This is a genomic window from Streptomyces sp. NPDC013187, assembly GCF_042899705.1.
Taxonomy (GTDB): Bacteria; Actinomycetota; Actinomycetes; order Streptomycetales; family Streptomycetaceae; genus Streptomyces; species Streptomyces hawaiiensis_A.
Window position 1 is genome coordinate 188,803 of record NZ_JBIBAF010000012.1, and the last position, 21,855, is coordinate 210,657.

21 protein-coding genes and 1 pseudogene are annotated in these 21,855 nt (G+C 72.7%); 13 read left to right on the top strand and 9 right to left on the bottom strand.

Annotation, left to right across the window (positions count from 1 at the left end; genetic code table 11):
- Positions 1 to 10: 10 nt before the first annotated feature.
- Positions 11 to 1,456 carry a xylulokinase gene (gene xylB / locus ACFY5B_RS26180; protein WP_389973237.1) on the bottom strand — a complete coding sequence of 482 codons (1,446 nt, stop codon included), beginning with the start codon at positions 1,454 to 1,456 and terminating at the stop codon, positions 11 to 13.
- Between the two features lie 130 nt (positions 1,457 to 1,586).
- On the opposite strand from xylB, the gene xylA reads away from it, so the two are divergent.
- Together xylA and ACFY5B_RS26190 are read left to right on the top strand one after the other, a co-directional pair.
- A complete protein-coding gene (gene xylA, locus ACFY5B_RS26185) occupies positions 1,587 to 2,753 on the top strand; it encodes a xylose isomerase (RefSeq protein WP_389973240.1) in 1,167 nt (388 codons plus the stop codon).
- A gap of 150 nt (positions 2,754 to 2,903) precedes the next feature.
- On the top strand, positions 2,904 to 3,254 hold the full coding sequence (locus ACFY5B_RS26190; protein ID WP_389973243.1) for a hypothetical protein: 351 nt from the start codon (positions 2,904 to 2,906) through the stop codon (positions 3,252 to 3,254).
- A 62-nt stretch (positions 3,255 to 3,316) separates the two neighbouring features.
- Here ACFY5B_RS26190 and ACFY5B_RS26195 read toward each other — a convergent pair whose 3' ends face one another.
- Complete coding sequence (locus tag ACFY5B_RS26195; RefSeq protein ID WP_389973246.1) at positions 3,317 to 4,591, bottom strand: SWF or SNF family helicase; 1,275 nt, start codon at positions 4,589 to 4,591, stop codon at positions 3,317 to 3,319.
- Entirely contained in the window at positions 4,588 to 7,311 is a 2,724-nt protein-coding gene (locus tag ACFY5B_RS26200; protein WP_389973249.1) for a DEAD/DEAH box helicase, read from the bottom strand. Before ACFY5B_RS26200 ends, ACFY5B_RS26195 begins: the two co-directional genes overlap by 4 nt.
- A gap of 365 nt (positions 7,312 to 7,676) precedes the next feature.
- On the opposite strand from ACFY5B_RS26200, the gene ACFY5B_RS26205 reads away from it, so the two are divergent.
- Positions 7,677 to 7,859 carry a hypothetical protein gene (locus tag ACFY5B_RS26205; RefSeq protein ID WP_010040978.1) on the top strand — a complete coding sequence of 61 codons (183 nt, stop codon included), beginning with the start codon at positions 7,677 to 7,679 and terminating at the stop codon, positions 7,857 to 7,859.
- Between the two features lie 56 nt (positions 7,860 to 7,915).
- Here ACFY5B_RS26205 and ACFY5B_RS26210 read toward each other — a convergent pair whose 3' ends face one another.
- Positions 7,916 to 8,812 carry a hypothetical protein gene (locus ACFY5B_RS26210; protein WP_389973252.1) on the bottom strand — a complete coding sequence of 299 codons (897 nt, stop codon included), beginning with the start codon at positions 8,810 to 8,812 and terminating at the stop codon, positions 7,916 to 7,918.
- Between the two features lie 135 nt (positions 8,813 to 8,947).
- Positions 8,948 to 9,244, bottom strand: a complete 297-nt coding sequence (locus ACFY5B_RS26215) for a hypothetical protein (RefSeq protein ID WP_389973255.1) — start codon at positions 9,242 to 9,244, stop codon at positions 8,948 to 8,950.
- Positions 9,245 to 9,341: 97 nt separating this feature from the next.
- Between ACFY5B_RS26215 and ACFY5B_RS26220 the strand changes: the two genes are divergently transcribed.
- Positions 9,342 to 10,241: an oxygenase MpaB family protein gene (locus ACFY5B_RS26220; RefSeq protein WP_389973258.1), complete on the top strand. Its 900-nt coding sequence runs from the start codon at positions 9,342 to 9,344 to the stop codon at positions 10,239 to 10,241.
- 34 nt (positions 10,242 to 10,275) lie between these two features.
- On the opposite strand, the pseudogene ACFY5B_RS26225 reads toward ACFY5B_RS26220, so the two are convergent.
- Positions 10,276 to 10,874, bottom strand: a pseudogene (locus ACFY5B_RS26225) (class I SAM-dependent methyltransferase).
- A 152-nt stretch (positions 10,875 to 11,026) separates the two neighbouring features.
- On the opposite strand from ACFY5B_RS26225, the gene ACFY5B_RS26230 reads away from it, so the two are divergent.
- The 5 genes from ACFY5B_RS26230 to ACFY5B_RS26250 all read left to right on the top strand — a co-directional run bounded on the left by ACFY5B_RS26230 (position 11,027) and on the right by ACFY5B_RS26250 (position 16,290).
- Positions 11,027 to 11,800 (top strand): MHYT domain-containing protein, encoded by a 774-nt coding sequence (locus tag ACFY5B_RS26230; RefSeq protein WP_389973261.1) that lies wholly within the window; start codon positions 11,027 to 11,029, stop codon positions 11,798 to 11,800.
- Between the two features lie 239 nt (positions 11,801 to 12,039).
- Positions 12,040 to 14,691, top strand: coding sequence for a nitrate- and nitrite sensing domain-containing protein (locus ACFY5B_RS26235; RefSeq protein WP_389973264.1), 2,652 nt, complete (start codon positions 12,040 to 12,042; stop codon positions 14,689 to 14,691).
- A complete protein-coding gene (locus ACFY5B_RS26240) occupies positions 14,688 to 15,125 on the top strand; it encodes a roadblock/LC7 domain-containing protein (protein WP_389973267.1) in 438 nt (145 codons plus the stop codon). The genes ACFY5B_RS26235 and ACFY5B_RS26240 overlap by 4 nt, the downstream gene beginning before the upstream one ends.
- Before the next feature lie 22 nt (positions 15,126 to 15,147).
- Entirely contained in the window at positions 15,148 to 15,558 is a 411-nt protein-coding gene (locus ACFY5B_RS26245; RefSeq protein WP_389973459.1) for a DUF742 domain-containing protein, read from the top strand.
- 126 nt (positions 15,559 to 15,684) lie between these two features.
- The gene (locus ACFY5B_RS26250) at positions 15,685 to 16,290 is read left to right on the top strand and encodes an ATP/GTP-binding protein (protein WP_053674300.1); all 606 of its coding nucleotides are present in this window, start codon (positions 15,685 to 15,687) and stop codon (positions 16,288 to 16,290) included.
- A gap of 21 nt (positions 16,291 to 16,311) precedes the next feature.
- Here the strand turns inward: ACFY5B_RS26250 and ACFY5B_RS26255 are convergent, their stop codons facing one another.
- The gene (locus tag ACFY5B_RS26255) at positions 16,312 to 16,740 is read right to left on the bottom strand and encodes a PPOX class F420-dependent oxidoreductase (RefSeq protein ID WP_362045974.1); all 429 of its coding nucleotides are present in this window, start codon (positions 16,738 to 16,740) and stop codon (positions 16,312 to 16,314) included.
- Positions 16,741 to 16,844: 104 nt separating this feature from the next.
- Between ACFY5B_RS26255 and ACFY5B_RS26260 the strand changes: the two genes are divergently transcribed.
- The 4 genes from ACFY5B_RS26260 to ACFY5B_RS26275 all read left to right on the top strand — a co-directional run bounded on the left by ACFY5B_RS26260 (position 16,845) and on the right by ACFY5B_RS26275 (position 19,759).
- Positions 16,845 to 17,258, top strand: coding sequence for a roadblock/LC7 domain-containing protein (locus ACFY5B_RS26260; RefSeq protein WP_389973271.1), 414 nt, complete (start codon positions 16,845 to 16,847; stop codon positions 17,256 to 17,258).
- A 231-nt stretch (positions 17,259 to 17,489) separates the two neighbouring features.
- A complete protein-coding gene (locus ACFY5B_RS26265; protein WP_389973274.1) occupies positions 17,490 to 18,494 on the top strand; it encodes a DUF6397 family protein in 1,005 nt (334 codons plus the stop codon).
- A gap of 97 nt (positions 18,495 to 18,591) precedes the next feature.
- Positions 18,592 to 18,963: a VOC family protein gene (locus ACFY5B_RS26270; protein WP_389973277.1), complete on the top strand. Its 372-nt coding sequence runs from the start codon at positions 18,592 to 18,594 to the stop codon at positions 18,961 to 18,963.
- A 10-nt stretch (positions 18,964 to 18,973) separates the two neighbouring features.
- Positions 18,974 to 19,759: an Fpg/Nei family DNA glycosylase gene (locus ACFY5B_RS26275; protein ID WP_389973280.1), complete on the top strand. Its 786-nt coding sequence runs from the start codon at positions 18,974 to 18,976 to the stop codon at positions 19,757 to 19,759.
- 150 nt (positions 19,760 to 19,909) lie between these two features.
- Here the strand turns inward: ACFY5B_RS26275 and ACFY5B_RS26280 are convergent, their stop codons facing one another.
- Positions 19,910 to 20,806: a DMT family transporter gene (locus ACFY5B_RS26280; protein WP_389973462.1), complete on the bottom strand. Its 897-nt coding sequence runs from the start codon at positions 20,804 to 20,806 to the stop codon at positions 19,910 to 19,912.
- 164 nt (positions 20,807 to 20,970) lie between these two features.
- Positions 20,971 to 21,843, bottom strand: coding sequence for an acyl-CoA thioesterase (locus ACFY5B_RS26285; protein WP_389973283.1), 873 nt, complete (start codon positions 21,841 to 21,843; stop codon positions 20,971 to 20,973).
- Between the last annotated feature and the right edge of the window lie 12 nt (positions 21,844 to 21,855).

Genomic DNA, 21,855 nt, shown 5'->3' on the forward strand with positions numbered 1-21,855 from the left:
ACGCCAGTCCTCAGTGGGTGTCCGTGGGCCGCTCCAGCAGCGGAGCCGCGTCGGAGAGTACCCCGGCGATCCTGGCCAGCGTCTCCTGGTCCCGCTCGACGGCCTCGAGCACCGGCCCGGCCGCCGTGTCCCAGCGGCGCGCGACCGCCGCCGGATCCTCCCCGGTCAGCAGTCCCGCCGCCTGAGCCGCGGCGCCGAGCGCGACCAGTTCCCTGGCCTCGGGCACCTGTACCGGGCGCCCCGACAGCCGCCGCACGGTCTGCTGCCAGGCGGTGCCCCGGGCGCCGCCGCCGATCAGCAGCAACGGTTCCGACGGGTCCGCGTCCTCGTCGAGGACCAGGTCGAGCGCCCCGAGCAGGGAGTGCACGGCACCGTCGTATGCGGCCTGGAGCAGTTGGCCCGCGGTCGTGTCGTGACGCAGGCCGTGCAGCAGGCCGGAGGCGTTCGGCAGGTTCGGGGTGCGTTCACCGTCCAGGTAGGGCAGGAGCGTCACGGCCGTGCCGGGCTCGACGGCTTCACGGTCCAGGCCCAGCAGCGCCGCCACGCGGTCGACGGCAAGCGTGCAGTTGAGGGTGCAGGCCAGTGGCAGCCAGTCGCCGCGGGCGTCGGCGAAACCCGCCACCGTGCCGCTCGGGTCGGCGGGCCGCCGCTGCGACACCGCGTACACCGTGCCCGAGGTGCCGAGGCTCATCACCGCGACACCGGGACGCACCCCCAGGCCCAGCGCCGCGGCGGCGTTGTCGCCGGTGCCGGGCGCGACCAGCGTGCCCTTGGAGAACGGCAGGTCGTGGCTGTCGCGCACCGTGCCCGCGATCTCGCCGGGCCGGACCACGTGCGGCAGCAGAGCCGGGTCGAGCCCCACGTGCGCCAGGATCTCCTCGTCGTAGGCCTCGGTCCCGGAGGCCCACCAGCCCGTCCCGGAGACATCGCCGCGGTCGGTCGTGCCCTGCCCGGTGAGCCGCTCGGTGAGGTAGTCGTGGGGGAGGCGCACGGCCTTCGTGGCGCGTACCGCCTCCGGCTCGTGCTCGGCCAGCCAGGCCCACTTGGTGACCGTGAAGGAGGCCGCGGGGACGCTTCCGGTGCGTTCGGCCCAGAACTTCGCTCCACCCAGCTCCTCCGTCAGCCGCCGGGCCTGAGGGGCCGAACGCACGTCGTTCCACAGCAGGGCGGGCCGCACCGGCTCGCCATGGCCGTCCAGTGTGACGAGGCCGTGCTGCTGCCCGCCCACCGACACCGCGGCGGCCTCGTGAGCCGCCTCCCCGCACTGGCCCAGGGCCTCGCACAGCGCGTCCCACCACTGGCGTGGATCGGTCTCGCGCCCGGCTCCGGAGGACACCGTGTGCGGCGCCTGACCGCTCGCGACCACCCGGCCGGTGGACGCGTCGACGACCAGCGCCTTGGTGGACTGGGTGGACGAGTCCACACCGACGACGAGCGGACCCTCGGCTGCTGACATCGGGCTTCTCCCTACTGCGCGCGGCAGGTGTCTCCGTTCGGAGGCACCTCGTCTCTTCCCAGAGAGGTGCTCGCATACTAATTTGTAAATCGGCATGACGAAATAGCCTCAGCGAGCAAGGAGCCGCGGAATGAGCTTCCAGCCCACCCCCGAGGACAGGTTCACCTTCGGCCTGTGGACCGTCGGCTGGCAGGGACGGGATCCCTTCGGCGACGCCACGCGGCGTGCCCTCGACCCGGTCGAGACGGTGCAGCGCCTGGCCGAGCTGGGCGCCCACGGCGTCACCTTCCACGACGACGACCTCATCCCGTTCGGCTCGAGCGACACCGAGCGCGAGAACCACGTCAAGCGCTTCCGGCAGGCGCTGGACGCCACGGGCATGAAGGTCCCGATGGCGACCACCAACCTCTTCACGCACCCCGTCTTCAAGGACGGCGCGTTCACCGCCAACGATCGCGACGTGCGCCGCTACGCCCTGCGCAAGACCATCCGCAACATCGACCTCGCTGTCGAGCTCGGCGCCCAGGTGTACGTGGCCTGGGGCGGCCGTGAGGGTGCCGAGTCCGGTGCCGCCAAGGACGTCCGCGCGGCCCTGGACCGGATGAAGGAGGCCTTCGACCTGCTCGGCGAGTACGTCACCTCCCAGGGCTACGACCTGCGCTTCGCGATCGAGCCCAAACCGAACGAGCCGCGCGGCGACATCCTGCTGCCCACCGTCGGCCACGCCCTGGCGTTCATCGAGCGCCTGGAGCGCCCGGAGCTGTACGGCGTGAACCCCGAGGTCGGGCACGAGCAGATGGCCGGGCTGAACTTCCCGCACGGCATCGCGCAGGCACTGTGGGCGGGCAAGCTGTTCCACATCGACCTCAACGGCCAGTCCGGCATCAAGTACGACCAGGACCTGCGCTTCGGCGCCGGCGACCTGCGCGCCGCGTTCTGGCTGGTCGACCTGCTGGAGTCGGCGGGCTACGCCGGACCCCGCCACTTCGACTTCAAGCCGCCGCGCACCGAGGACCTCGACGGCGTCTGGGCGTCGGCGGCCGGCTGCATGCGCAACTACCTCATCCTCAAGGAGCGCGCCGCCGCCTTCCGTGCCGACCCGGAGGTTCAGGAGGCGCTGCGCGCGGCCCGTCTGGACGAGCTGGCCCAGCCCACCGCCGCGGACGGCCTCCAGGCGCTGCTCGCCGACCGGTCCGCGTTCGAGGCGTTCGACGTGGAAGCGGCTGCCGCGCGCGGCATGGCGTTCGAGCACCTGGACCAGCTGGCGATGGATCACCTGCTGGGGGCGCGTGGCTGAGCCACGCGCGCGTGCGGGCCCGTCGACCGGTCACTCCGGCCGGTCGACGGGCCCGGTCGTACCGCGGAATCGTGCGATCCACGCCATGAGTCCGTATCAGCTTCCGTACGCCCCTCCCGGCGTGAGCGGTGCGCGGCGAGGCTGGTCGGTATGGCCCTGCCGCCCGTACCGCCCCACCCGCCCGGACCTCCCCGGCGCCGGAATCCGCTGTTCATCCTGCTCGCCGCGCTCGTGGCCGTGGCAGCCGTGTCTCTCGTGGTGCTCATGGCCTCGGGCCGGGGCGACTCGTCGGACCAGGGTCCGTCCGGCGAGAGCACGACTCGCTCACCCGCCCCGTCCTACACCCTCCCCACGGAGCTGCCCACCAGACTGCCGAGCGAGCTGCCGACCAGGCTGCCGTCGGGTTTCCCGACCCGGCTGCCGAGCGATCTGCCGAGTGATCTGCCGAGCGGCCTCGAATCGCTGATCCCGTCCCTGGACCCCGGCGAGCTACTGCCCTGACATCTGCGCCAGCCTGTCCCCTCGAAGGTTTCGACCGGGCGTGCTTGTTCCGGGTCGACCCCCTACGGGGAGATTTCTTCTCTCGGCGCGAGTTCCGCCGAAGCCGGGGCCGTCACCGAGGCCAGGGCCGTCGCCGGATCCTGGGCGGCGCCTCCGGCGGGCTGCCAGCGGCCACCTTCCTTGCGGTAGGGCCACCAGCGGCCGTCCCGGCCCAGGCGGAGCTGGACCGGCGCCCCGACGACCGTCCACCGGTTGCCCCGTGCCCGCAGTTCCGGTCGTTCACCGGGGTCCCAGGCCGAGTCCAGGGCGGCTCGCGCGCGTGCGAGCGTCTCGCCCTCCACGCGCCACTCCTCGTCGAGGACGGACAGAGCGGCCGTCCCGCCGTGACGCCAGGCGCGCACGGCCGTAGCCAGCCCCTCACGGCCGCGCCCCGACCCGTCGGCGAGCCGGCCGGCCACATCCCGCCCGGGATCGCCCGCGGCCAGCCGTACCGCGTCCTGCGCCGGCGGCAGCTCCGCGGGGAAGCCACCCCGAAGCGCCTCCCTGAGCAGGCCGTGGGCCCGTACGGCCGTCCGAGCGGCCAGAAACTCCAGCGCGACGGGGTCGAGGCCGGAGGCGGGCGGCGTCTCGGTGTCGAGGGACGGCGGTGCCCCCGGTTCGCCTGGCAGTGCGGGCAGCGGCGGCAGCGGCGGCAGGATGTCACCGGCCGCGTACGCCTCGGCCGCGTCCACGCCCTCCGGCGCCGACGCCTGCGCGGCGGACGCGCCGCTGCGCCTCTGGAGATCTTCCAGCACCGTGCTCTCGGTACGCCCCCGCATCAGCAGCAGCACGAAGGGGTCCTGGTCCAGCAAGCGTGCCACCTGGTAGCAGAGTGCCGCCGTGTGCCCGCAGTGGTCCCAGGCCCCGCAGTCGCACTCCGGCTCCAGATCGCCCAGTCCCGGCAGCAGGTCGATGCCCGCATCCCCGGCGTCCTCGACCAGGTGCGGCGGCATCTCCCGGTCCAGCAGCGCCGCCACATGACCGGCCCGCTCCGCCGCCATGTCCAGGAAGCGGTCCCATCGTTCGGGCGAGAGCTCTTCCAGCAGGACGTCGGCCCGGTGCGCCGTACGGTCGCGGTCCTGTACGACGGCCGTGAGTCGCCCCGGGCGCACCGACACCGCGCCGACCGCACCCGAGCGGGCGAGCCGCCGGCCCGCCTTGAGCTGCGCCGAGTCCAGCGCCGTGCCTTCGAGAGCCTGCAGCCAGGCCCGGCCCCACCAGGTCTCCGCGAAGCCCTTCCCGTGCGCGGGCGGCAGTGCGGCGAAGGTGCGTTCCGTGTCGCCCTCGTGCCGTGTCATCGCAGGCCTCCTCGCAGTTCGACCAGATCCGCCAGTTCCGCGTCCGTCAGTTCCGTGAGCGCCGCCTCGCCCGCCCCCAGGACCGCGTCCGCCAGCTCCCGCTTGCGCAGCAGCAGGTCGGCGATGCGATCCTCGATCGTTCCCTCCGCGATGATCCGGTGCACCTGCACGGGCCGGGTCTGTCCGATGCGGTACGCGCGGTCCGTGGCCTGCGCCTCGACGGCCGGGTTCCACCAGCGGTCGTAATGCACGACGTGCTCGGCCCGGGTGAGGTTCAGTCCGGTGCCCGCCGCCTTCAACGACAGCAGGAACACCGGGATCTCGCCGTCCTGGAAGCGCCGCACCATGGCTTCACGCGCGGCGACGGGTGTCCCTCCGTGGAGGAACAGCGAGGGTGTGCCGCGGGCGGCGAGATGCCGTTCCAGGAGACGGGCCATCTGTACGTACTGGGTGAAGACCAGCACGCCCGCCTCCTCGGCGAGGATCGTGTCGAGCAGCTCGTCCAGCAGCTCCAGCTTCCCGGAGCGCCCGGCGATCACGGGGCGCTCCTCCTTGAGGTACTGCGCCGGATGGTTGCAGATCTGCTTGAGCCCGGTCAGCAGCTTCACGATCAGGCCCCGCCGCGCCATGCTGCCGGCGCCGGAGATCTCCGCGAGCGCCTCCCGTACCACCGCTTCGTACAGGGCCACCTGCTCCTGGGTGAGCGACACGGCCCGATCGGTCTCGGTCTTCGGCGGCAACTCGGGCGCGATCCCAGGATCCGACTTGCGGCGACGCAGCAGGAACGGCCGTACGAGCCGGGCCAGCCGGTCGGCCGCGGCCGGGTCCTGGCCGCCCTCCACGGCCTCCGCGTACCGTCGGCGGAATGCTCCGAGCCGGCCCAGCAGCCCCGGAGTCGTCCAGTCGAGGATCGCCCACAGCTCCGACAGGTTGTTCTCCACCGGAGTGCCGGTGAGCGCCACGCGCGCACGTGCGCCGATGGAACGCAGTTCGCGCGCGGTCGAGGAGTACGGGTTCTTCACGTGCTGGGCCTCGTCCGCCACGAGCATGCCCCACGGCACCCCGGCGAGCCGGGACGCGTCCAGGCGCATCGTGCCGTACGTGGTGAGCACGAACTCCCCGTCGGCCAGGTCGTCCAGACCGCGCCGAGTCCCGTGGAAGCGCCGCACCGGTGTGCCGGGGGCGAACCGTTCGATCTCGCGCTGCCAGTTGCCCATCAGGGACGTCGGGCAGACCACCAGGGTGGGCCCGGCGGACCGTGCGTCGGACTGGCGGTGCAGGTGGAGGGCGATGAGCGTGATCGTCTTGCCGAGTCCCATGTCGTCGGCGAGACAGCAGCCCAAGCCGAGCGACGTCATACTCGCGAGCCAGTTCAGGCCTCGCCGCTGGTAGTCCCGCAGGGTGGCGGCGAGGGCGACGGGCTGCTCCACGGGCTGCTGCGCCTCGGGGCTCGCGAGCCGCTCCCGCAGATCCGCCAGCCACCCGGTGGGCCGTACCTCGACCCGGCGGCCCTCCACCTCCGCCCAGCCCGTCAGGGCCGCACCCAGGGCGTCCACCGGCGTCACCCGGCGGTCCTGACGGGAGCGGGCCAGGCGCGCCTCCTGAGGGTCGATCAGGACCCACTGGTCGCGCAGCCGTACCACCGGGCGCTTCGCTTCGGCGAGACGGTCCAGCTCCTCCCGGTCCAGTCGCCTGTCACCCAGGGCGAAGGACCAGGTGAAGGCGAGCAGTGCGTCGGCCGACAGGAACGACGGCATGGCCGCGAGGGGCGCGCCGGACTCCGGCTCGCCGTGGCCTGGCCCCACCTCCGCGCGCGTGCTGAGCTCACGGGACAGTCCCTTCGGCCAGTGCACATCGACCCCGGCCGCGCTCAGCGCCCGGGCACCCGCTCCGAGAAGCTCGGTGACCTCCTCGTCGGCGAGTTCGGCCGCGTCCGGCACGGTCGCCGACAGCAGAGGCGTGAGCGGGGCCCAGGCCCGGGCCGCACGGCGCAGGGCGAGCAGCGCGTCCATCCGAGCGCGTGGGCCGAAGGCCTCGCCCTGGGACCCGGCCCAGACGTCCGCGGCGTCCGCGACCAGCGCCGGATCGCTGACGCTGTGCACCTGCGGCACGGCCCGGAACGTCACCCCCGCGCCGTCGTCCGCCGAGTCGATGAGCCCGTCCACCTCGATCCTCAGCGACAACCGGACCCCCGCGTCGTGGCCCGCGGCGACATCGGCGGCCCAGGCGCGCTGCTCGGGCAACCGCACGGGATCGGGCGAGGCGTAGGCGGGGCCGCCCGTCACCAGTGGCGCGGCGGGGGAGCGGGGCAGGGAGTCGGCCACCGCGTCGAGGAAGGCGCGCAGGAGCTGCTCCGGGTCGGGCAACCGCGTCGGCCCGGGGCTTCCCAGGGGCACGGCGTGCGCCTCGGGGGGCATCGCGGCGGCGAGGCGGCGCACGGCCTCGATGTCCTGGGCGCGCAGCGGACCCGTGCGCCAGGCGTCGTGGTCTCCCGCGGACAGCCCCGGCAACAGCAGTCCGCGGGCCACGAGGTGCAGGGCGTGCAGGGCGGCCGCGCCCCAGAAGACGGTGGATCGGTGGCCCTGCCCGTCGGCACGCGCGCGCGTGAGGACCGGCAAGGCCGTGCGAACCGGTACCAGGACGGCGGGCAGGCTCATCTCCTCGACCCCACTGTCGTGAGGCACGGCGACCGTCAGGTCCGTGACGGACGCGGACGCCATCGCCGGAGGGGGAGCGCCGTCGGGCCGCCAGAAGGCGACGCTGCCGGTGCGTGCGGGATCCCCGGGCAGGAACACGGAGCGGCAGAGGGCCAGTTCGGAGTCGTCGTCGGAGGGTGCCGGGTGATTCTGATGCTCGGCTATGACGTAGTCCTCAAATTTGACTAGTGAGAGCGGAGCCGCCGAGAGTACAACACTTTCGGCACGCATGGGTATGGCTGCGCTGTGAGCTGGGTCACCATAGAGGTCTCAGGGGTGCGTCGGGGGCGCACCTCAGGGATGTCTCAGGGTCGCGGTCCGGAACCGCCGTGGAAGCGGGTCCGTTTTCGAGACAGAGAGCGGCAGTGGCCGCGAAGGAGGCGACAGACATGTCGAAGAACGCCAAGATCGCCGCGGGCGGTGTGGCGGTCGGGCTCATCCTGCTGATCTGGCTGCCCTGGTGGGCATCGCTCCTGATCATCCTGGGAGTCCCGGCCGCCGCGTACCTCACACTCGACCCATCGCAGCGGCGCAGGCTGCGGCGCGCCACCCGCAAGGAACTCGGCCGCTGAGGCCCCGGCTCCGCACGCCCCGGCCGGGCACCGCAGGGGGGCCCGGCCGCACCGGCTCAGTTCGGCCGTACGGCCATCTTGTCCAGTGCCTCGAGGAGACCCGGCAGTTCCGGCCCCCTGCCCACCGGCAGGACCTCGCCGGGCTCCTCGTCGAGCAGTAGGAACGCGATGTCGTCGGTCCTCGCGACGAGCGACCAGCCCGGACCGTCGGCCCGCAGGGTCCGGGCGTCACCCGAGGCGAAGGACGACCGGACCCGGCCCAGCGGCGGCGGCGAGTCGATGTAGGAGCGGGCCTCCGCGAGAACGCGCCGGATGCCGCTGTGGCCACCCGTCTGCGCGTTCCCCCCGAGTGCCTCAGGTCCGTCGGCCGCCCCCCTCCCGTCCGGACCGTCGGTCGCGCCACCCTCGTCTTCCTGGGGTCCGGGGGCCTCGGGGGACTCCGGCGTCCGGAACGCCGTGTCGTCGACCTGCTCCCGCCATGTGGCCCACTGCAGTGCGATCTCGTCCGCGCCCAGACGCCGCTGGGCGGGCCCCCAGACACCGGTGTCCGGCGGGGCCAGCGGGGGCCGGTCGTCGGCCTCCGGACCCGGATCGTGCGGTGCGGGCACCCCGGGGGCCGCGACGGCGACCGCGAGAGGCCACCCGGGCAGGGCCGCGACGACCGTGCGCTCGTCGGGCGACAGTTCGTACTCCATGCCGCAGTCCCAGGACGCGATCGCGACGGCCACCAGCGAGACGTCGTCGATGGCCACCGTCCACCGGGCGCCCTCGCCGTCCTGGCCGAGCACCAGCCCGTACCCGTCGGCCAGCGGCGCGAGGCCGAGCGCCGCGCATGCCTCGGGGTAGTCGTCGCCCAGCACGCTCGGGAACTTCGCCGGCGTCAAAAGCACCGCCGTGAGCACATAGAGCGCATCGTCCGCGGCGGCGACGGCTTCCTCGTCCGTCCCGGCCATCCCAGCCTCCCCATCGGTTCGTCCACCGGCGCGCACCCTAATGCGCCCGCAAGCCCCTTGTCACGGCCTCGCAGGCGCACTCGGAGCTGCAGCTTTCCGGCGGACGGGGCGAATCGGCCGTCCTGGAGGCGCACCTCATGCCACCGGCAGCCCCAGCAACCCGCGGGCCACGGTCTCCGGCGACTGACCGCGCTCACGGGCCAGCGCGACCACGGCCCGGCAGGCCAGCTCGTTCACGCCGAACGACAGCGCCTCCGGCGACACCCAGCCGGCCGCTTCGTCGGCCCGCTCCGGCTGGTTCTCCGCGGAGGCCGTGACATAGGTCGCCGCCGCCTCGAAAAGATTGTGCGGACGCTTGTCCCCACCGGCTTTCGGCTCCGTGCGCAAGACATCGGCGACTTTTCCCCCGGCTTTGCGGAACCTGCCCCACATGCTGACCACCTTCCCCCTGCCTCTGCCGTGCCCGGTCGTTCATCTCCCGGTCACCAACGTAAAGTTACCGAACCTGTGGCAGAAGGGGGACGGAGCGGTGAAGCGCTTCTCACGGCTCGAACAGATCCGGCGGATGGACCCGTACGAGGAGGCCACGGAGATCTACCGGCTCAGCGTCGCCTACGAGTTCCCCTGGGACTTCACACGCGCCCTGGAGCTGGCTCTCTACCGCACGTACGCCGTACCCGGCATCGGCAGGCTGCTCGCGCGCACGGCAGAGCTCACGGACCGGACGCAGAAGCGCTACGACGACACCTCGCTGCTGCTGGACGCCATCGTCGAGCACGGTTTCGGCAGTGATCAGGGCAGGACAGCGATCCGCCGCATCAATCAGATGCACCGCAGCTACGACATCAGCGACGACGACATGCGCTACGTGCTCTGCACGTTCGTCGTGATGCCCAAGCGGTGGATCGACGCCTATGGCTGGCGCAGGATGTCACGCCACGAGATCGTCGCCAGTGTGGTCCACTACCGCACGCTGGGCCGGCACATGGGAATCAAGGAGATCCCCGAGACCTACGAGGAGTTCGAGAGCTGCCTCGACTCGTACGAGGCCGCTCACTTCGCCTGGGACGAGGACGCCCGGCGCGTCTCGGACGCCACGCTCCGCCTGATGGCCTCCTGGTACCCCGGCCCCCTCGCGCCCCTGCTGCGCACCACGACCCTCGCGCTGCTCGACGACTCGCTGCTGCACGCCTTCCGCTACACGCCGCCGAGCGCCACCACGCGCGCGTGGGTGCGGCGCGCCGTCCGGCTCCGAGGCCGCGCCGTCCGCCTGCTGCCGCCCCGGCGTACCCCGCACTTCGCCCGCCAGAACCGGGAGATCAAGGGCTACCCGTACGGCTACCGGATCGCCGACCTGGGCACCCGCCCGGTCCCGGGCGTCCGGGGCTGCCCGGTGCGGCACGCCGCGCCGGATGCCCGGGCGGGGTGACCCGGCGCGGCCCAGGGCGTGGCGACGCGGTGGCTCAGTCCTGGCGTACGGCGAGTGCCAGGAAACGGGACTCCTCGTCGACGTACGACGTCAGGTGCCATCCCGAACCGGCCAGCAGCGGGCGGAGGTTGGGTTCGGCACGCAGATCGTCCGGGGTCAGCGCGCGGCCGTGGCGTGCCGCGAGAGCCGCCCTGCCGATCGGGTGGAACAGCGCCAGCACCCCTCCGGGGCGCACCACGCGTGCCAGCTCCCGCAGGTCCTCGGCCGGGCTCCCGAGGTGCGAGACGAGGCCCGCCCCGAACACGGCGTCCAGCGACCGCGAGCGCAGGGGCAGCGCGGCGACGTCCGTGAGCAGCAACTGCCCGTCACGGTCCCGTCCGGCCCGCACGGCCTCCCGCAACATGGCCGGCGTCAGATCGGCCCCCAGGACCACTCCCGATGGCCCGACGGCGGCTCGCAGGGCGGCAGGGCGCGTCCGGTGCCGCACCCCGCGTCCAGCACCCGGTCGCCGGTACGCAGTCCGAGCTCGGCGACCGCGGCCGCGTAAGCCGGACCGTCGTCGGGGAAGCGGCTGTCCCAGTCGGCGGCGCGGGCGGTGAAGAACTCCTGGACACGCGTCTGCTCGTCGCTCATGTACCGCATGATTCCTCACCGGCACGGATGACGCCTCAGCGCACACGTTCGAGCGTGACCCGATCGTTCCGGTACACCCTTGGGTCATATTCCAACACCTTTCGAAATGCGCCCCCTTCGTGTGTCGGTGCCGGGTCTAGCGTCCCGGGGCCATGGGACACCTGGACCACGCAGCCCTGGGGTGGCTGACCCCCGCACTGTCGTACGTGATGGCCTGCACAGGCGCCGCGCTCGGACTGCGCTGCACTGTCCGCGCGCTCGCCACCACCGGGCGCTCGCGCCGCAACTGGCTCGTCACCGCCGCCTCGGCGATCGGCACCGGCATCTGGACCATGCACTTCGTGGCCATGCTCGGTTTCGGCGTCACCGGCACCGACATCCGCTACGACGTGCCGCTCACACTGCTGAGCCTGCTCGTCGCCATGGTCGTCGTCTGCGCCGGTGTCTTCGCCGTCGGCTACGGCAAGGACCGCGGCCGCGCCCTGCTGGTCGGCGGGCTCACCACCGGCCTCGGTGTCGCGAGCATGCACTACCTGGGCATGGCGGCCGTCCGGCTGCACGGCGACGTAACCTACGACCCGCTGCTCGTAGCGCTCTCCGTGCTGATCGCCGTCGTCGCCGCCACGGCGGCCCTGTGGGCTGCCCTCAACATCAAGTCGCCCGTGGCGGTCACCATCGCCTCCCTGATCATGGGCGCCGCCGTCAGCAGCATGCACTACACCGGGATGTTCGCGGTGGGCGTGCGCGTCACGCCCTCCGGGGAGGTCCTGCCCGGGGCCTCGGCGATGCAGTTCATCTTCCCCCTCGCCGTCGGCCTCGGCTCCTACCTCTTCCTGACGTCGGCCTTCGTCGCGCTGTCGCCGACAGCGGGGGAGCGCGCGGCGTCCGCTTCGGCTCAGCGCCCGGTTCAGAGCGCCGCCCCCTAGCCCCGAGGCGGCCCGAGACCGCGGAGCGCAGACGCCGCTGAGCGGCCCGGGTGCCAGGGCGCGCCTCGCGGCGAGCGCGCCCGGCGGACAAGGAGGGGCCGTCAACGGTCCGGCCGGCGGTGGCGCACCCACCCGCATGGACAGCCCCCTCGCGGTCGGGCCATGCGCTCCGAACTTCGTGGGTGCCCCTGCCAGGACGCGTCCCTCAGCCCTCCGATCCACTCCCGAGCGAGGAGTCCATGCGCACACCCCGTAGGACCCCCACGGCAGGCGCCGAGGCGCCGCCCCCTCCCGTGCGCGGACGCCGCGCGCACGCCGGGCCACCGGCCGACGAAAGCCCCGACACGCCCCCGGACGCCGCGCAGGACGAGGCGCCCGCGCGCGCGGAGCGCTGGCACATACGCCCCCGCACCGTACGCGCCAAGATCGTCTGCCTGCTGATGGTGCCGGTCGTGTCCCTCTTGGCCCTGTGGGGATACGCCACCGTCACCACCGCCCAGGAGGTCTCCCGGCTCAGGCAGGTCCAGCGCGTCGACGCCACGGTCCGCGCCCCCGTCTCCGCCGCCGTCACCGCCCTCCAGGCCGAACGCGCCGCCGCCGTACGGCACGCCACCGACCCGTCCGCCGTCCGGACCGACGAACTGGACGAGCTCGCCCGGCGCACCGACCGGGCCGTCGCGAAACTACGGCTCGGACAGGGCACCACCGTCGCCGACAGCGGGGAACTGCCCGCCGGGGTCGCCCGGCGGCTGAAGACGTTCGTCTCCGGTGCCGAGCAACTGCGGCCACTGCGCACCGAAGTACGGGACCGGCGCGCCGGCTGGACCGAGACGTACGACCGCTACACCCGGACCATCTCGGCCGCGTTCGGCGTAGGAGGCGCCCTCACCGGCATCCGGGACGCCGACCTCGGGTCCGACGCGCGCGTGCTGCTCGAACTGGCCCGCGCGGGCGAGGCGCTGTCACAGGAGGACGCGTTGCTGGCGAGCGCCCGCCTGGACGGCACCCTGACGGGGGAGCGACTGCGGCTCTTCACCGGGGCCGTCGACCTGCGCCGTACGCTCACCGCATCGGCCGTCGCGGACCTGAGCGGCGTCGAACGCTCCGCATGGGAGGCCCTCGCCGACAGCAGCGCCTACGCCGGTCTGGGCGACGCCGAGGACATCGTCCTCGCTCGGGGGCCGGGCGCGAAGGCGGTCGAAGCGGCACCCGAGAGCAGCTGGAACACGGCACACGCGCGCGTGCAGAACGGCATGCGCACCATCGAGGACGACGCGGCACGCGGGGTCGCGGAGCGGGCCGACCCGTTCACCCGAGGACTGCTCACCCCGGCCGGCGCCGCCGTCCTGCTGGGCCTCGCCGCCGTCGCCGCCTCGCTCGTCATCTCCGTGCGTATCGGCCGCGGCCTCGTGGTGGAACTGGAAGGCCTGCGCAACACTGCCCTGGAGATCGCCCGGCGGAAACTGCCCGACGCCATGCGCAGACTGCGCGCGGGCGAGGAGATCGACATCCGTGCCGAGGCACCGCCGGAAGCGCCGGCGGAGGACGAGACGGGGCAGGTCGCCGAGGCCCTCACCACCGTGCACCGCGCAGCGCTGCGGGCCGCCGTGGAACGCGCCGAACTCGCCAGCGGAATCTCCGGCGTCTTCGTCAACCTCGCCCGCCGCAGCCAGATCCTCGTCCACCGGCAGCTGTCCCTCCTCGACAGCATGGAACGCCGCTCCGACGATCCGAACGAGCTGAGCGACCTCTTCCGCCTGGACCACCTCACCACCCGTATGAGGCGCCACGCGGAGAGCTTGATCATCCTCTCCGGGGCCGCCCCGGGCCGGGCCTGGCGCATGCCGGTGTCCCTGACGAACGTGGTCCGCGCGGCCGTCTCCGAAGTGGAGGACTACGCGCGCGTGGAGGTACGGCAACTTCCCGAGGCGGCCGTCGCCGGCGCGGCCGTCGCCGACCTCACCCATCTGCTGGCCGAGATCATCGAGAACGCCGCCCAGTTCTCCCCGCCCCACACGCGGGTGCGCGTCACCGGCGAACCCGTCGGCAACGGCTACGCCGTCGAGGTCGAGGACCGCGGCCTCGGCATGGGCAAGGAGACCCTCGCCGAAGCCAACCGCCGCATCGCCCAGTCCGAGGCGCTCGACCTGTTCGACAGCGACCGGCTCGGCCTGTTCGTGGTCAGCAGGCTCGCCGCCCGGCACGAGGTCAAGGTCCACTTGAGGACCTCCCCGTACGGCGGCACCACCACGGTCGTCCTGCTGCCCACCGCTGTCCTGCACACGGGTGCGGCATCACACTCCCCCGAAGCGGTGGAACCCGCGCGGCAGGAGCCCGAGGCGCGCGCATATGCGCGCGTGCCCGGCGATCCCCCGCTCCAGGACGCCGTCCCCGCCCAGAGCGACCGGCGGGCCCTGGTGGCTCCCGTGCCATCCGTCTCGGAGCCCGAGACCTCGCCGCACGCCGATCTCTCCCGCCGTGCGAAGACTTCGCGATACGCGGAAACCTCAGGTCACTCGGACGGCCCGCGCCACGTGGAGATCTCAGATCACGCGGACGGCCCGCGTCACGCGGAGACCCCGAGCCAGACCCCACCTCCAGGAGTCGCCACCTTGCGACTGCACCGCCCACCGCAGCAGCCCGAAGACTACGACGACCTTCCGCGCCGCGTACGTCAGGCCAGCCTCGCTCCCCAACTGCGCGACAAGCGCCCCGAGGAACAGCCGCCCGTGCCGGCGCCCCTGGACGACGAGCGAACGCCCGAACTCGTACGGGACCGCATGGCCGCCTACCGCGACGGCTGGGCGCGCGGCGGCGGGAGGCAACCCGGCCGCGACACCACTCCGGGCCACGCGGCGGGCAGTGACAGCAGCGAAGGAGACCCCGCATGATCCAGGACCCGAGCACACAGTCCGCCCCGCGATCCGGCGAACTCGACTGGCTGCTGGACGATCTCGTGTTCCGCGTGAGCGACATACGGCACGCCGTGGTGCTGTCCAACGACGGCCTCGCCGTGGGCGCCTCGTCCGGCCTGCGCCGTGAGGACGCCGAGCACCTCGCCGCGGTCGCCTCGGGCTTCCACAGCCTCGCCAAGGGCGCGGGACGGCACTTCGGCGCCGGCGGAGTCCGCCAGACCATGGTGGAGATGGACGAGGGCTTCCTGTTCGTGGCCGCCGCGGGCGACGGCTCCTGCCTCGCCCTCCTCACCGCCGTCACCGCCGACATCGGCCTCGTGGCCTACGAGATGGCCCGCCTGGTCAAACGCGTCGGCGAGCACCTCGGCACGGCGCCCCGCACTGCCGCGCGGCCACCCGCCGCCGGATGAACCGGGAGAACGGTCCGTGCAGATGACCGAGGACATGACGGGCACCCCGCGTGAGCAGGGCAGCCATTGGTACGACAACGAGGCCGGCCCGCTCGTCCGCCCCTACGCCATGACGGGCGGACGCACCCGGCCCGGCCCCACCGGCGTGCGGTTCGACCTGATCGCCCTGGTCACGCTGGACCCTGGGGCACCCGGGGTGGACGACGCCCCGCTCGGCCCGGAACACCGCAACCTCATCGAGCTGTGCCGCCCGGAGACCCAGTCGGTCGCCGAACTCGCCGCAGGTGCGGACCTGCCCGTCGGCGTGGTCAGGGTCCTCCTCGGCGATCTCCTCGAACTCGGCTGCGTCACCGTCAGCCGTCCCGTTCCACCGGCGCAGCTGCCCGACGAACGCATCCTGCGCGAGGTGATCGACGGCCTGAGAGCGCTGTAGCCCCGACGCACCGACGGAAACCGCACCACCGACGCAAGCCCTGCACCCGGCACGTCCTGCACCCTGCACCCGGCACGTCCTGCACCCGGCACTGCCGACACCCGGCACTCCTGAGAGAAGTGATCAATGGTCTCCGAGCACTCCGACGCCCCGGACGGCGAGACCGCCGCGCTGGCGTTGAAGATTCTGGTCGCCGGCGGATTCGGCGTCGGCAAGACCACCCTGGTGGGCGCCGTCAGCGAGATCCGGCCGCTGCGCACCGAGGAACTCCTTAGCGAAGCAGGGCAGTCGGTGGACGACACCGACGGCGTGGACCACAAGACCACGACGACCGTCGCCATGGACTTCGGACGCATCACCATCCGGTCCGGCCTCTCCCTGTACCTGTTCGGCACGCCGGGCCAGGACCGCTTCTGGTTCCTGTGGGACGAGTTGTCGCAGGGGGCGCTCGGTGCGGTGGTCCTCGCGGACACCCGCCGCCTGGAGGACTGCTTCCCCGCGGTCGACTACTTCGAGCACCGGCGCATCCCGTTCGTCGTGGCCGTCAACTGCTTCGCGGGCGCCCGGCGGCACGGCGCCCCGGACGTCTCGCGCGCACTCGACCTCGACAGGGGCACACCCGTGGTGCTGTGCGACGCCCGGGACCGCGACTCGGGAAAGGAGGTGCTGATCCGGCTCGTCGAGTACGCCGGGCGGATGCACACCGCCCGGCTGCTCGACTCGGTCGGCTGAGCGAAGGCGGGGGCCGCGCGGTCAGTTCGCGACGTCCCGCTCCGCCAGCACCCTGTCGACGGTGACGCGGACGAGGAGTTCGCCGGGGACGCCGTTGCGCGCACCGAACTCCTCGGCGCGCTCCTCGCCCATGTACCGGGCGCCGATCCGGGTCGCCCAGTGCCGTATCTCGTCGAGGTCCTCCGAGACGCGGGCCCGGCCCCGCAGTACCACGAAGGAGTACGGCGGCCGGTCGTCGTCCACGCACAGGGCGATCCGGCCGTCCCGGACGATGTTGCGCCCCTTCACGCTGTCCTTGCCGGTGTTGAACACCACCTCGTCGCCGTCCAGAAGGAACCAGATAGGAACCACGTGCGGGCTGCCGTCGGCCCGGACCGTGGAGAGCTTTGCGGTGCGGGTTCCGTGGGAAACGAACTCCCGCCATTGCGCGTCGGTCATCTTCTCTGCCATGGCTCCCATCCTCCTTGCCCCGACCGCGGTCGTGGGGAAGGCTGGCAAGGAGATCCTCCGGCCAGGAGGAAATTCGCACGGGGAGAAAACGGGGAGAACGGAAGATGGCGCAGAACCAGGGACTCGACTGGCTGCTGGACGACTTGACCGAGCGCGTCCACGAAGTGCGGCACGCACTCGTCCTGTCCAACGACGGCCTGGTGACCGGCGCGAGCACCGGACTGCGCCGCGAGGACGCCGAGCACCTCGCGGCCGTGTCGTCCGGGCTGCACAGCCTGGCCAAGGGCTCCGGACGGCACTTCGGCGCGGGCAACGTACGCCAGACGATGATCGAATTCGACGACGCGGTGCTGTTCGTCACGGCCGCCGGCGCGGGCAGTTGTCTGTGCGTCCTCAGCGGCGCGGAGGCCGACATCGGCCAGATCGCCTATGAGATGACACTGCTGGTCAATCGGGTCGGCGAGCGCCTCGACGTCGATGCGCGCCAGCCCGAACCAAAACCGCTCACAGACCTCTGACCTGCACGTTCATCATCCCCCGTGGAGTTATCCACAGGCCCGCCACGAGATCCGCCGAAGCGGCTACGGTTTTTTCACGGCCACCGCAATAACGGCCACCGCGAACGGCCACCGCGAACGGCTGTCGCAGACGGCAATCGAAGACGGCAATCGAAGACGGCCACCGCGCACGGCCACTGCACAGGCCACCGCACACGGCGTGAGCCGCTGACTCCGCGGGGGAGACCGACCATGGCACGTATCAGCACGACATCCGACCGCACCACCTGCGCCCCGGGCCGAGCCGCCCGTGAACTGGAGCTCAAGCGGCGCGAGTTCGACCTCGCGGTGAACCTGGGGCTCATCCGGACCGTTCCGGATGAGGGAGGCGGGGGCAGGCATGTGGCCCGGGCCGAGATCGACCGGCTGCGGTCCGGGGACGGTTTCCCGGGCGCCCTGCGCGAACGCGTCGCGACCGCCGGCACCACGGAGGGCGCCGAGCTCATGGGAGTGGCGCCCAGCAGGTTCACGAGCCTCGCGCGCTACGGCCTGCTGGTGCCGGTGACGTTCTACCTGAATCGCTACCGGACCGTCGTCTGGCTGTATCTGGTCGAAGAACTGAGGCAGTTCGCGGCCGAGAGAAGCAACGCCCGGCTGCTGGCCGCCCGCCGCACACCCCTGGAGATCCGCGAAGGGCTGAAGGCCGGAGTGGACCGGCGGTCCCGCAACTGGCGCGGGCGTCACGTGGGGTTCCTGACGCGGCAGGCCGGTGACGACCCGTGGGCGCGCGCGGCGGCGGTCGCCTCCCTCCTCGACCCGGCCGACGTGGCGGACGTCGTCCGGGACCCCGAAGAGCGAGCCCGGCTGGCCCGCCACCGTCCCCGGCTTCCGGTGCACGGCACCCCCGGTTCACCCACCGCCGAACTGGCCGCGACGCTGATGACGGCGAGCGAACCGGACGAGGTGGCCTGGTTCCGCGCGGACCTGACCCACACGCTGGACACGGCCCGACGCCACGACCCCCACACCAAGGCACCTTCTCCGACACCGCCACCAGCGCTGGAGCCCTCCACCGCACCCCCGGCACCGCGACCGAGTCCAAGGCCGCTCGTCTCAGCCCGGACCCCGCCATCAGCAGCAGAATCCCCCGCTTCGTCCCCCGCCACGGCGGCGAAACGGCCCGCGCCCTCGAAATGCACACCTCCGCACGGCCTGCGGAGCTGGTTCCGCCGCAGAGGCCGGCGGCCGGTGGGGTGACCCGGCGGTACGGCGTCACCCCCGGGCGCCCCGGCGACCGATGACTTTCCGGATGCGCCGGGGTCACACCCTGAGGAGACTGACTCAGGGAGGCGACATGTTCGGTACGACGAAGGCGTTCAGCGGGTTCTCGGTGGACGACATCGACGCGGCCAAGGCGTTCTACGCCGACACACTCGGGCTCCGGGTGTCGGAGGAGAACGGGCTGCTGATCCTGCACATCGCCGGTGACCGGGACACCCTGGTCTACCCCAAGCCGGACCACACGCCGGCGACGTTCACCATCCTCAACTTCCCGGTCGACGACATCGAGGCCGCGGTCGACGAGCTCGGCAGGAGAGGGGTGCGTTTCGAGCGCTACGACCACCTCAAGACGGACGACAAGGGCATCTTCCGGGGTGGCGGCCCGCTGATCGCCTGGTTCACCGACCCGGCGGGGAACGTGCTCTCCGTCCTGCAGGAAACCTGACGCGCCGGTCGTGCCCGAGCTTCCCGACGTCGAAGGCTTCCGGCAGGTGATCGAGACCTGCGTGAAGGGACGTGTGATCCGCCGGGTCGACGTGCGGGACCCGGGTGTGCTGCACGGCGTCGACACCCGGAGGCTGAGGGACGCACTCGAAGGGCGGCGGTTCGGTACGCCGGAGCGGCACGGCAAGTGGCTGCTCGCCCGGACCGGCGGTCCCACTCTCGTCCTGCACTTCGGCATGACCGGGCGGCTGGTCTGCGGGCATGTCGACGATCCCGTCGAGTCACATGACCGCGTCCTGTTCACGCTGGGCGGCGGCCGCCGGCTGTGCTTCCGTGACCAGCGCAAACTGCAGGGACTGTGGCTGGCCCACGACGAGTCCGACGTCGACCGGCTGCTGCGCGGGCAGGGGCCGGATGCGCTGGCGGTGGACCGTGCGGAATTCGAGGAAGTGCTCTCGTCACGCCGGGGGCACCTCAAGACGGCACTCACCGACCAGTCCGTGCTCGCCGGGCTCGGCAATCTGCTCGCCGACGAGATTCTGTGGCGGGCCCGGCTGCGCCCCGACCACGGGGCGCGTGATCTCACCCCGGAGGACCGCCGTCGCCTGTACAGCGAGATGCGCCGCACCCTGCGCTCGTCCGTCGCCGCCGGCTGCGTACCGCCGCGTGACTCCTGGCTCACCGGTCACCGGGACGAGCGTGACCCGAGGTGCCCGCGGTGTGGCGCCGGGCTGCGCCGGACCCGTATGGCGGGCCGGGGCACGGTGTGGTGCCCGCGGTGCCAGCCGGACGGGTGACGCGGCGAAAGCCGGACCGACAGCGCGGGCCACCGCGGTACCGCCCCCGGCCGAGCTGCCCCCGGCCGAGCTGCCCCCGGCCGAGCTGTCACCGGCCCCGCCGGTCATGATCCGCCTGCTCGCCGCGGCGTCCCGTCGTGGGCCTGGGGGTCAGGGCGCCGCAGCGGTCTCGCGCTCGTCGTCGGGGGCCACCAGCGACTGTGTGAACGGGATGCGCGCCAGCGCCAGCACGCCCGCGGCGATCAGCGCGACGCCGATCAGCTGGGGCAGCAGCCACCATCCGGAGCGGATGGTCTCCTCGTACAGGGTGATGCCGAGGGCGAGGCTCACCAGGGCGTCGCCCAGGGTGAGCGCGGGCTGCGAGGCGACCAGGGGGCCGGCCTGCATGGCGTTCTCCAGCAGGAACAGCGCGCACACGCCCGTGGCGGCGAAGGCGTACGTCTGCCAGGCGGTGAGGAAGCCCACGAGGCCCTGGTCGTCGAGGATGTGGGTGGCGGCCTTCATCAGTGCCGCGGTCACCGCGTAGCTGATCGCCGTCGCGGCACCCAGGCAGGCCGCCCGGGCACGGCCCTCGGGCCGCCGGAGAGCCGCGACGGCGAGGGCTGCGACCGCCCCCGCGCACACGGCGAGCGCGGGAATCCAGCGGTCCAGCGCCACATGAGTGCGGTTGCCGGCGGGGGAGGCGGCGGCGAGCGCGACCGCCAGCCCGGCCACCACCACCGCGACGGCCAGCCAGCCCCTTCCCGGCAGGTGCCGGTGCATCAGCAGAGAGGCGACGATGAGGGTGAGCGGCAGCTCCAGAACGAACAGCGGCTGCACGATGGTCAGCGGCCCGGTGGCCAGGGCCAGCGCCTGGCAGACGGCGGCGCCGATCACCGCGAGGATGCCGGCCAGCCACACAGGCCGGCGCAGCAGATCGACGATGAGCCCGGCCCGCAACCCCTGGGAGGCGGGCACGGTGAGCGCCGCCTTGCGTTGCAGCACGGTCGCGACCGCGTTGCTGAAGGCGGCGCAGATCGCGAACACGACGGGGAGCACGGAGTGCAGCGTGGTCACCTCCCGGATCGGCGGGCGTGTGACGTCGGCGGTGCCTGCTCCTGCCATGGTCGCCGGATCCGGTCAGGGGCGCGATCGGAACCCCGGCGAAAGGGCCCCCGGCAGACAGGCCCCTGGCAGACAGGCACCCGGCGGGCAGGGCCCGGCGGCGGAGGTCAGCCCAGCTTCCGGAAGAGCCCCTCCTGCACCACGGACACGACGAGACGGCCCTCACGGTCGTAGATCCGGCCCCGGGCCAGGCCACGGCCGCCGACCGCGATCGGCGACTCCTGGTCGTAGAGGAGCCAGTCGTCCGCGCGGAACGGGCGGTGGAACCACATGGCGTGGTCCAGCGACGCCATGTCGAAGCCGCGCGGGCCCCACAGCGGCTCGACCGGAATGCGGACGGCGTCCAGGAGGGTCATGTCGCTGGCGTAGGTGAGGGCGCAGGTGTGCACGAGCGGATCGTCGCCGAGCGGCCCGACCGCGCGCATCCACACGGCGCTGCGCGGCTCGGCGTCGCGGGCCTCCTCGACGGTCCAGCGCAGCCGGTCCACGTAACGGATGTCGAAGGGCTGGCGGCGGGCCATCCGCTCCAGCTGCTCGGGCAGCGCGCCCAGGTGCTCGCGGATCTCGTCCGTGACGGTGGGCAGGGACTCCGGGTCCGGAACCTTGCGGGCGGGAGGCAGCTGGTGCTCGAAGCTGCCCTCCTCCGGCTTGTGGAAGGAGGCGGTGAGGTTGAAGATCGTGCGGCCCTGCTGCACGGCCGTGACCCGGCGGGTGGTGAACGACCGCCCGTCGCGCACATGCTCGACCTGGTAGACGATCGGCACGCCCGGCCGGCCGGGACGCAGGAAGTACGCGTGCAGCGAGTGCACGGGACGGTCGCCCTCGGTGGTGCGGCCGGCGGCGACCAGCGCCTGCCCCGCCACCTGACCGCCGAAGACCCGCTGCAGGGACTCCTGCGGACTGCGCCCGCGGAAGATGTTGACCTCGATCTGCTCCAGGTCGAGCAGGTCGACGAGCCTCTCGGCAGGGTTGGTCGTCATGGGGTGGGATTC

What these genes read in the sequence shown, in the direction of transcription:
- ACFY5B_RS26285 (WP_389973283.1), bottom strand. Translation starts at nt 21,843, where the DNA reads ATGACGACCAACCCTGCCGAGAGGCTCGTCGACCTGCTCGACCTGGAG.
- ACFY5B_RS26250 (WP_053674300.1), top strand. Translation starts at nt 15,685, where the DNA reads ATGGTCTCCGAGCACTCCGACGCCCCGGACGGCGAGACCGCCGCGCTG.
- ACFY5B_RS26270 (WP_389973277.1), top strand. Translation starts at nt 18,592, where the DNA reads ATGTTCGGTACGACGAAGGCGTTCAGCGGGTTCTCGGTGGACGACATC.
- xylA (WP_389973240.1), top strand. Translation starts at nt 1,587, where the DNA reads ATGAGCTTCCAGCCCACCCCCGAGGACAGGTTCACCTTCGGCCTGTGG.
- ACFY5B_RS26190 (WP_389973243.1), top strand. Translation starts at nt 2,904, where the DNA reads ATGGCCCTGCCGCCCGTACCGCCCCACCCGCCCGGACCTCCCCGGCGC.
- ACFY5B_RS26210 (WP_389973252.1), bottom strand. Translation starts at nt 8,812, where the DNA reads ATGGCCGGGACGGACGAGGAAGCCGTCGCCGCCGCGGACGATGCGCTC.
- ACFY5B_RS26205 (WP_010040978.1), top strand. Translation starts at nt 7,677, where the DNA reads ATGTCGAAGAACGCCAAGATCGCCGCGGGCGGTGTGGCGGTCGGGCTC.
- ACFY5B_RS26235 (WP_389973264.1), top strand. Translation starts at nt 12,040, where the DNA reads ATGCGCACACCCCGTAGGACCCCCACGGCAGGCGCCGAGGCGCCGCCC.
- ACFY5B_RS26230 (WP_389973261.1), top strand. Translation starts at nt 11,027, where the DNA reads ATGGGACACCTGGACCACGCAGCCCTGGGGTGGCTGACCCCCGCACTG.
- ACFY5B_RS26215 (WP_389973255.1), bottom strand. Translation starts at nt 9,244, where the DNA reads ATGTGGGGCAGGTTCCGCAAAGCCGGGGGAAAAGTCGCCGATGTCTTG.
- ACFY5B_RS26255 (WP_362045974.1), bottom strand. Translation starts at nt 16,740, where the DNA reads ATGGCAGAGAAGATGACCGACGCGCAATGGCGGGAGTTCGTTTCCCAC.
- ACFY5B_RS26265 (WP_389973274.1), top strand. Translation starts at nt 17,490, where the DNA reads ATGGCACGTATCAGCACGACATCCGACCGCACCACCTGCGCCCCGGGC.
- ACFY5B_RS26195 (WP_389973246.1), bottom strand. Translation starts at nt 4,591, where the DNA reads ATGACACGGCACGAGGGCGACACGGAACGCACCTTCGCCGCACTGCCG.
- ACFY5B_RS26200 (WP_389973249.1), bottom strand. Translation starts at nt 7,311, where the DNA reads ATGGCGTCCGCGTCCGTCACGGACCTGACGGTCGCCGTGCCTCACGAC.
- ACFY5B_RS26260 (WP_389973271.1), top strand. Translation starts at nt 16,845, where the DNA reads ATGGCGCAGAACCAGGGACTCGACTGGCTGCTGGACGACTTGACCGAG.
- ACFY5B_RS26240 (WP_389973267.1), top strand. Translation starts at nt 14,688, where the DNA reads ATGATCCAGGACCCGAGCACACAGTCCGCCCCGCGATCCGGCGAACTC.
- ACFY5B_RS26245 (WP_389973459.1), top strand. Translation starts at nt 15,148, where the DNA reads ATGACCGAGGACATGACGGGCACCCCGCGTGAGCAGGGCAGCCATTGG.
- xylB (WP_389973237.1), bottom strand. Translation starts at nt 1,456, where the DNA reads ATGTCAGCAGCCGAGGGTCCGCTCGTCGTCGGTGTGGACTCGTCCACC.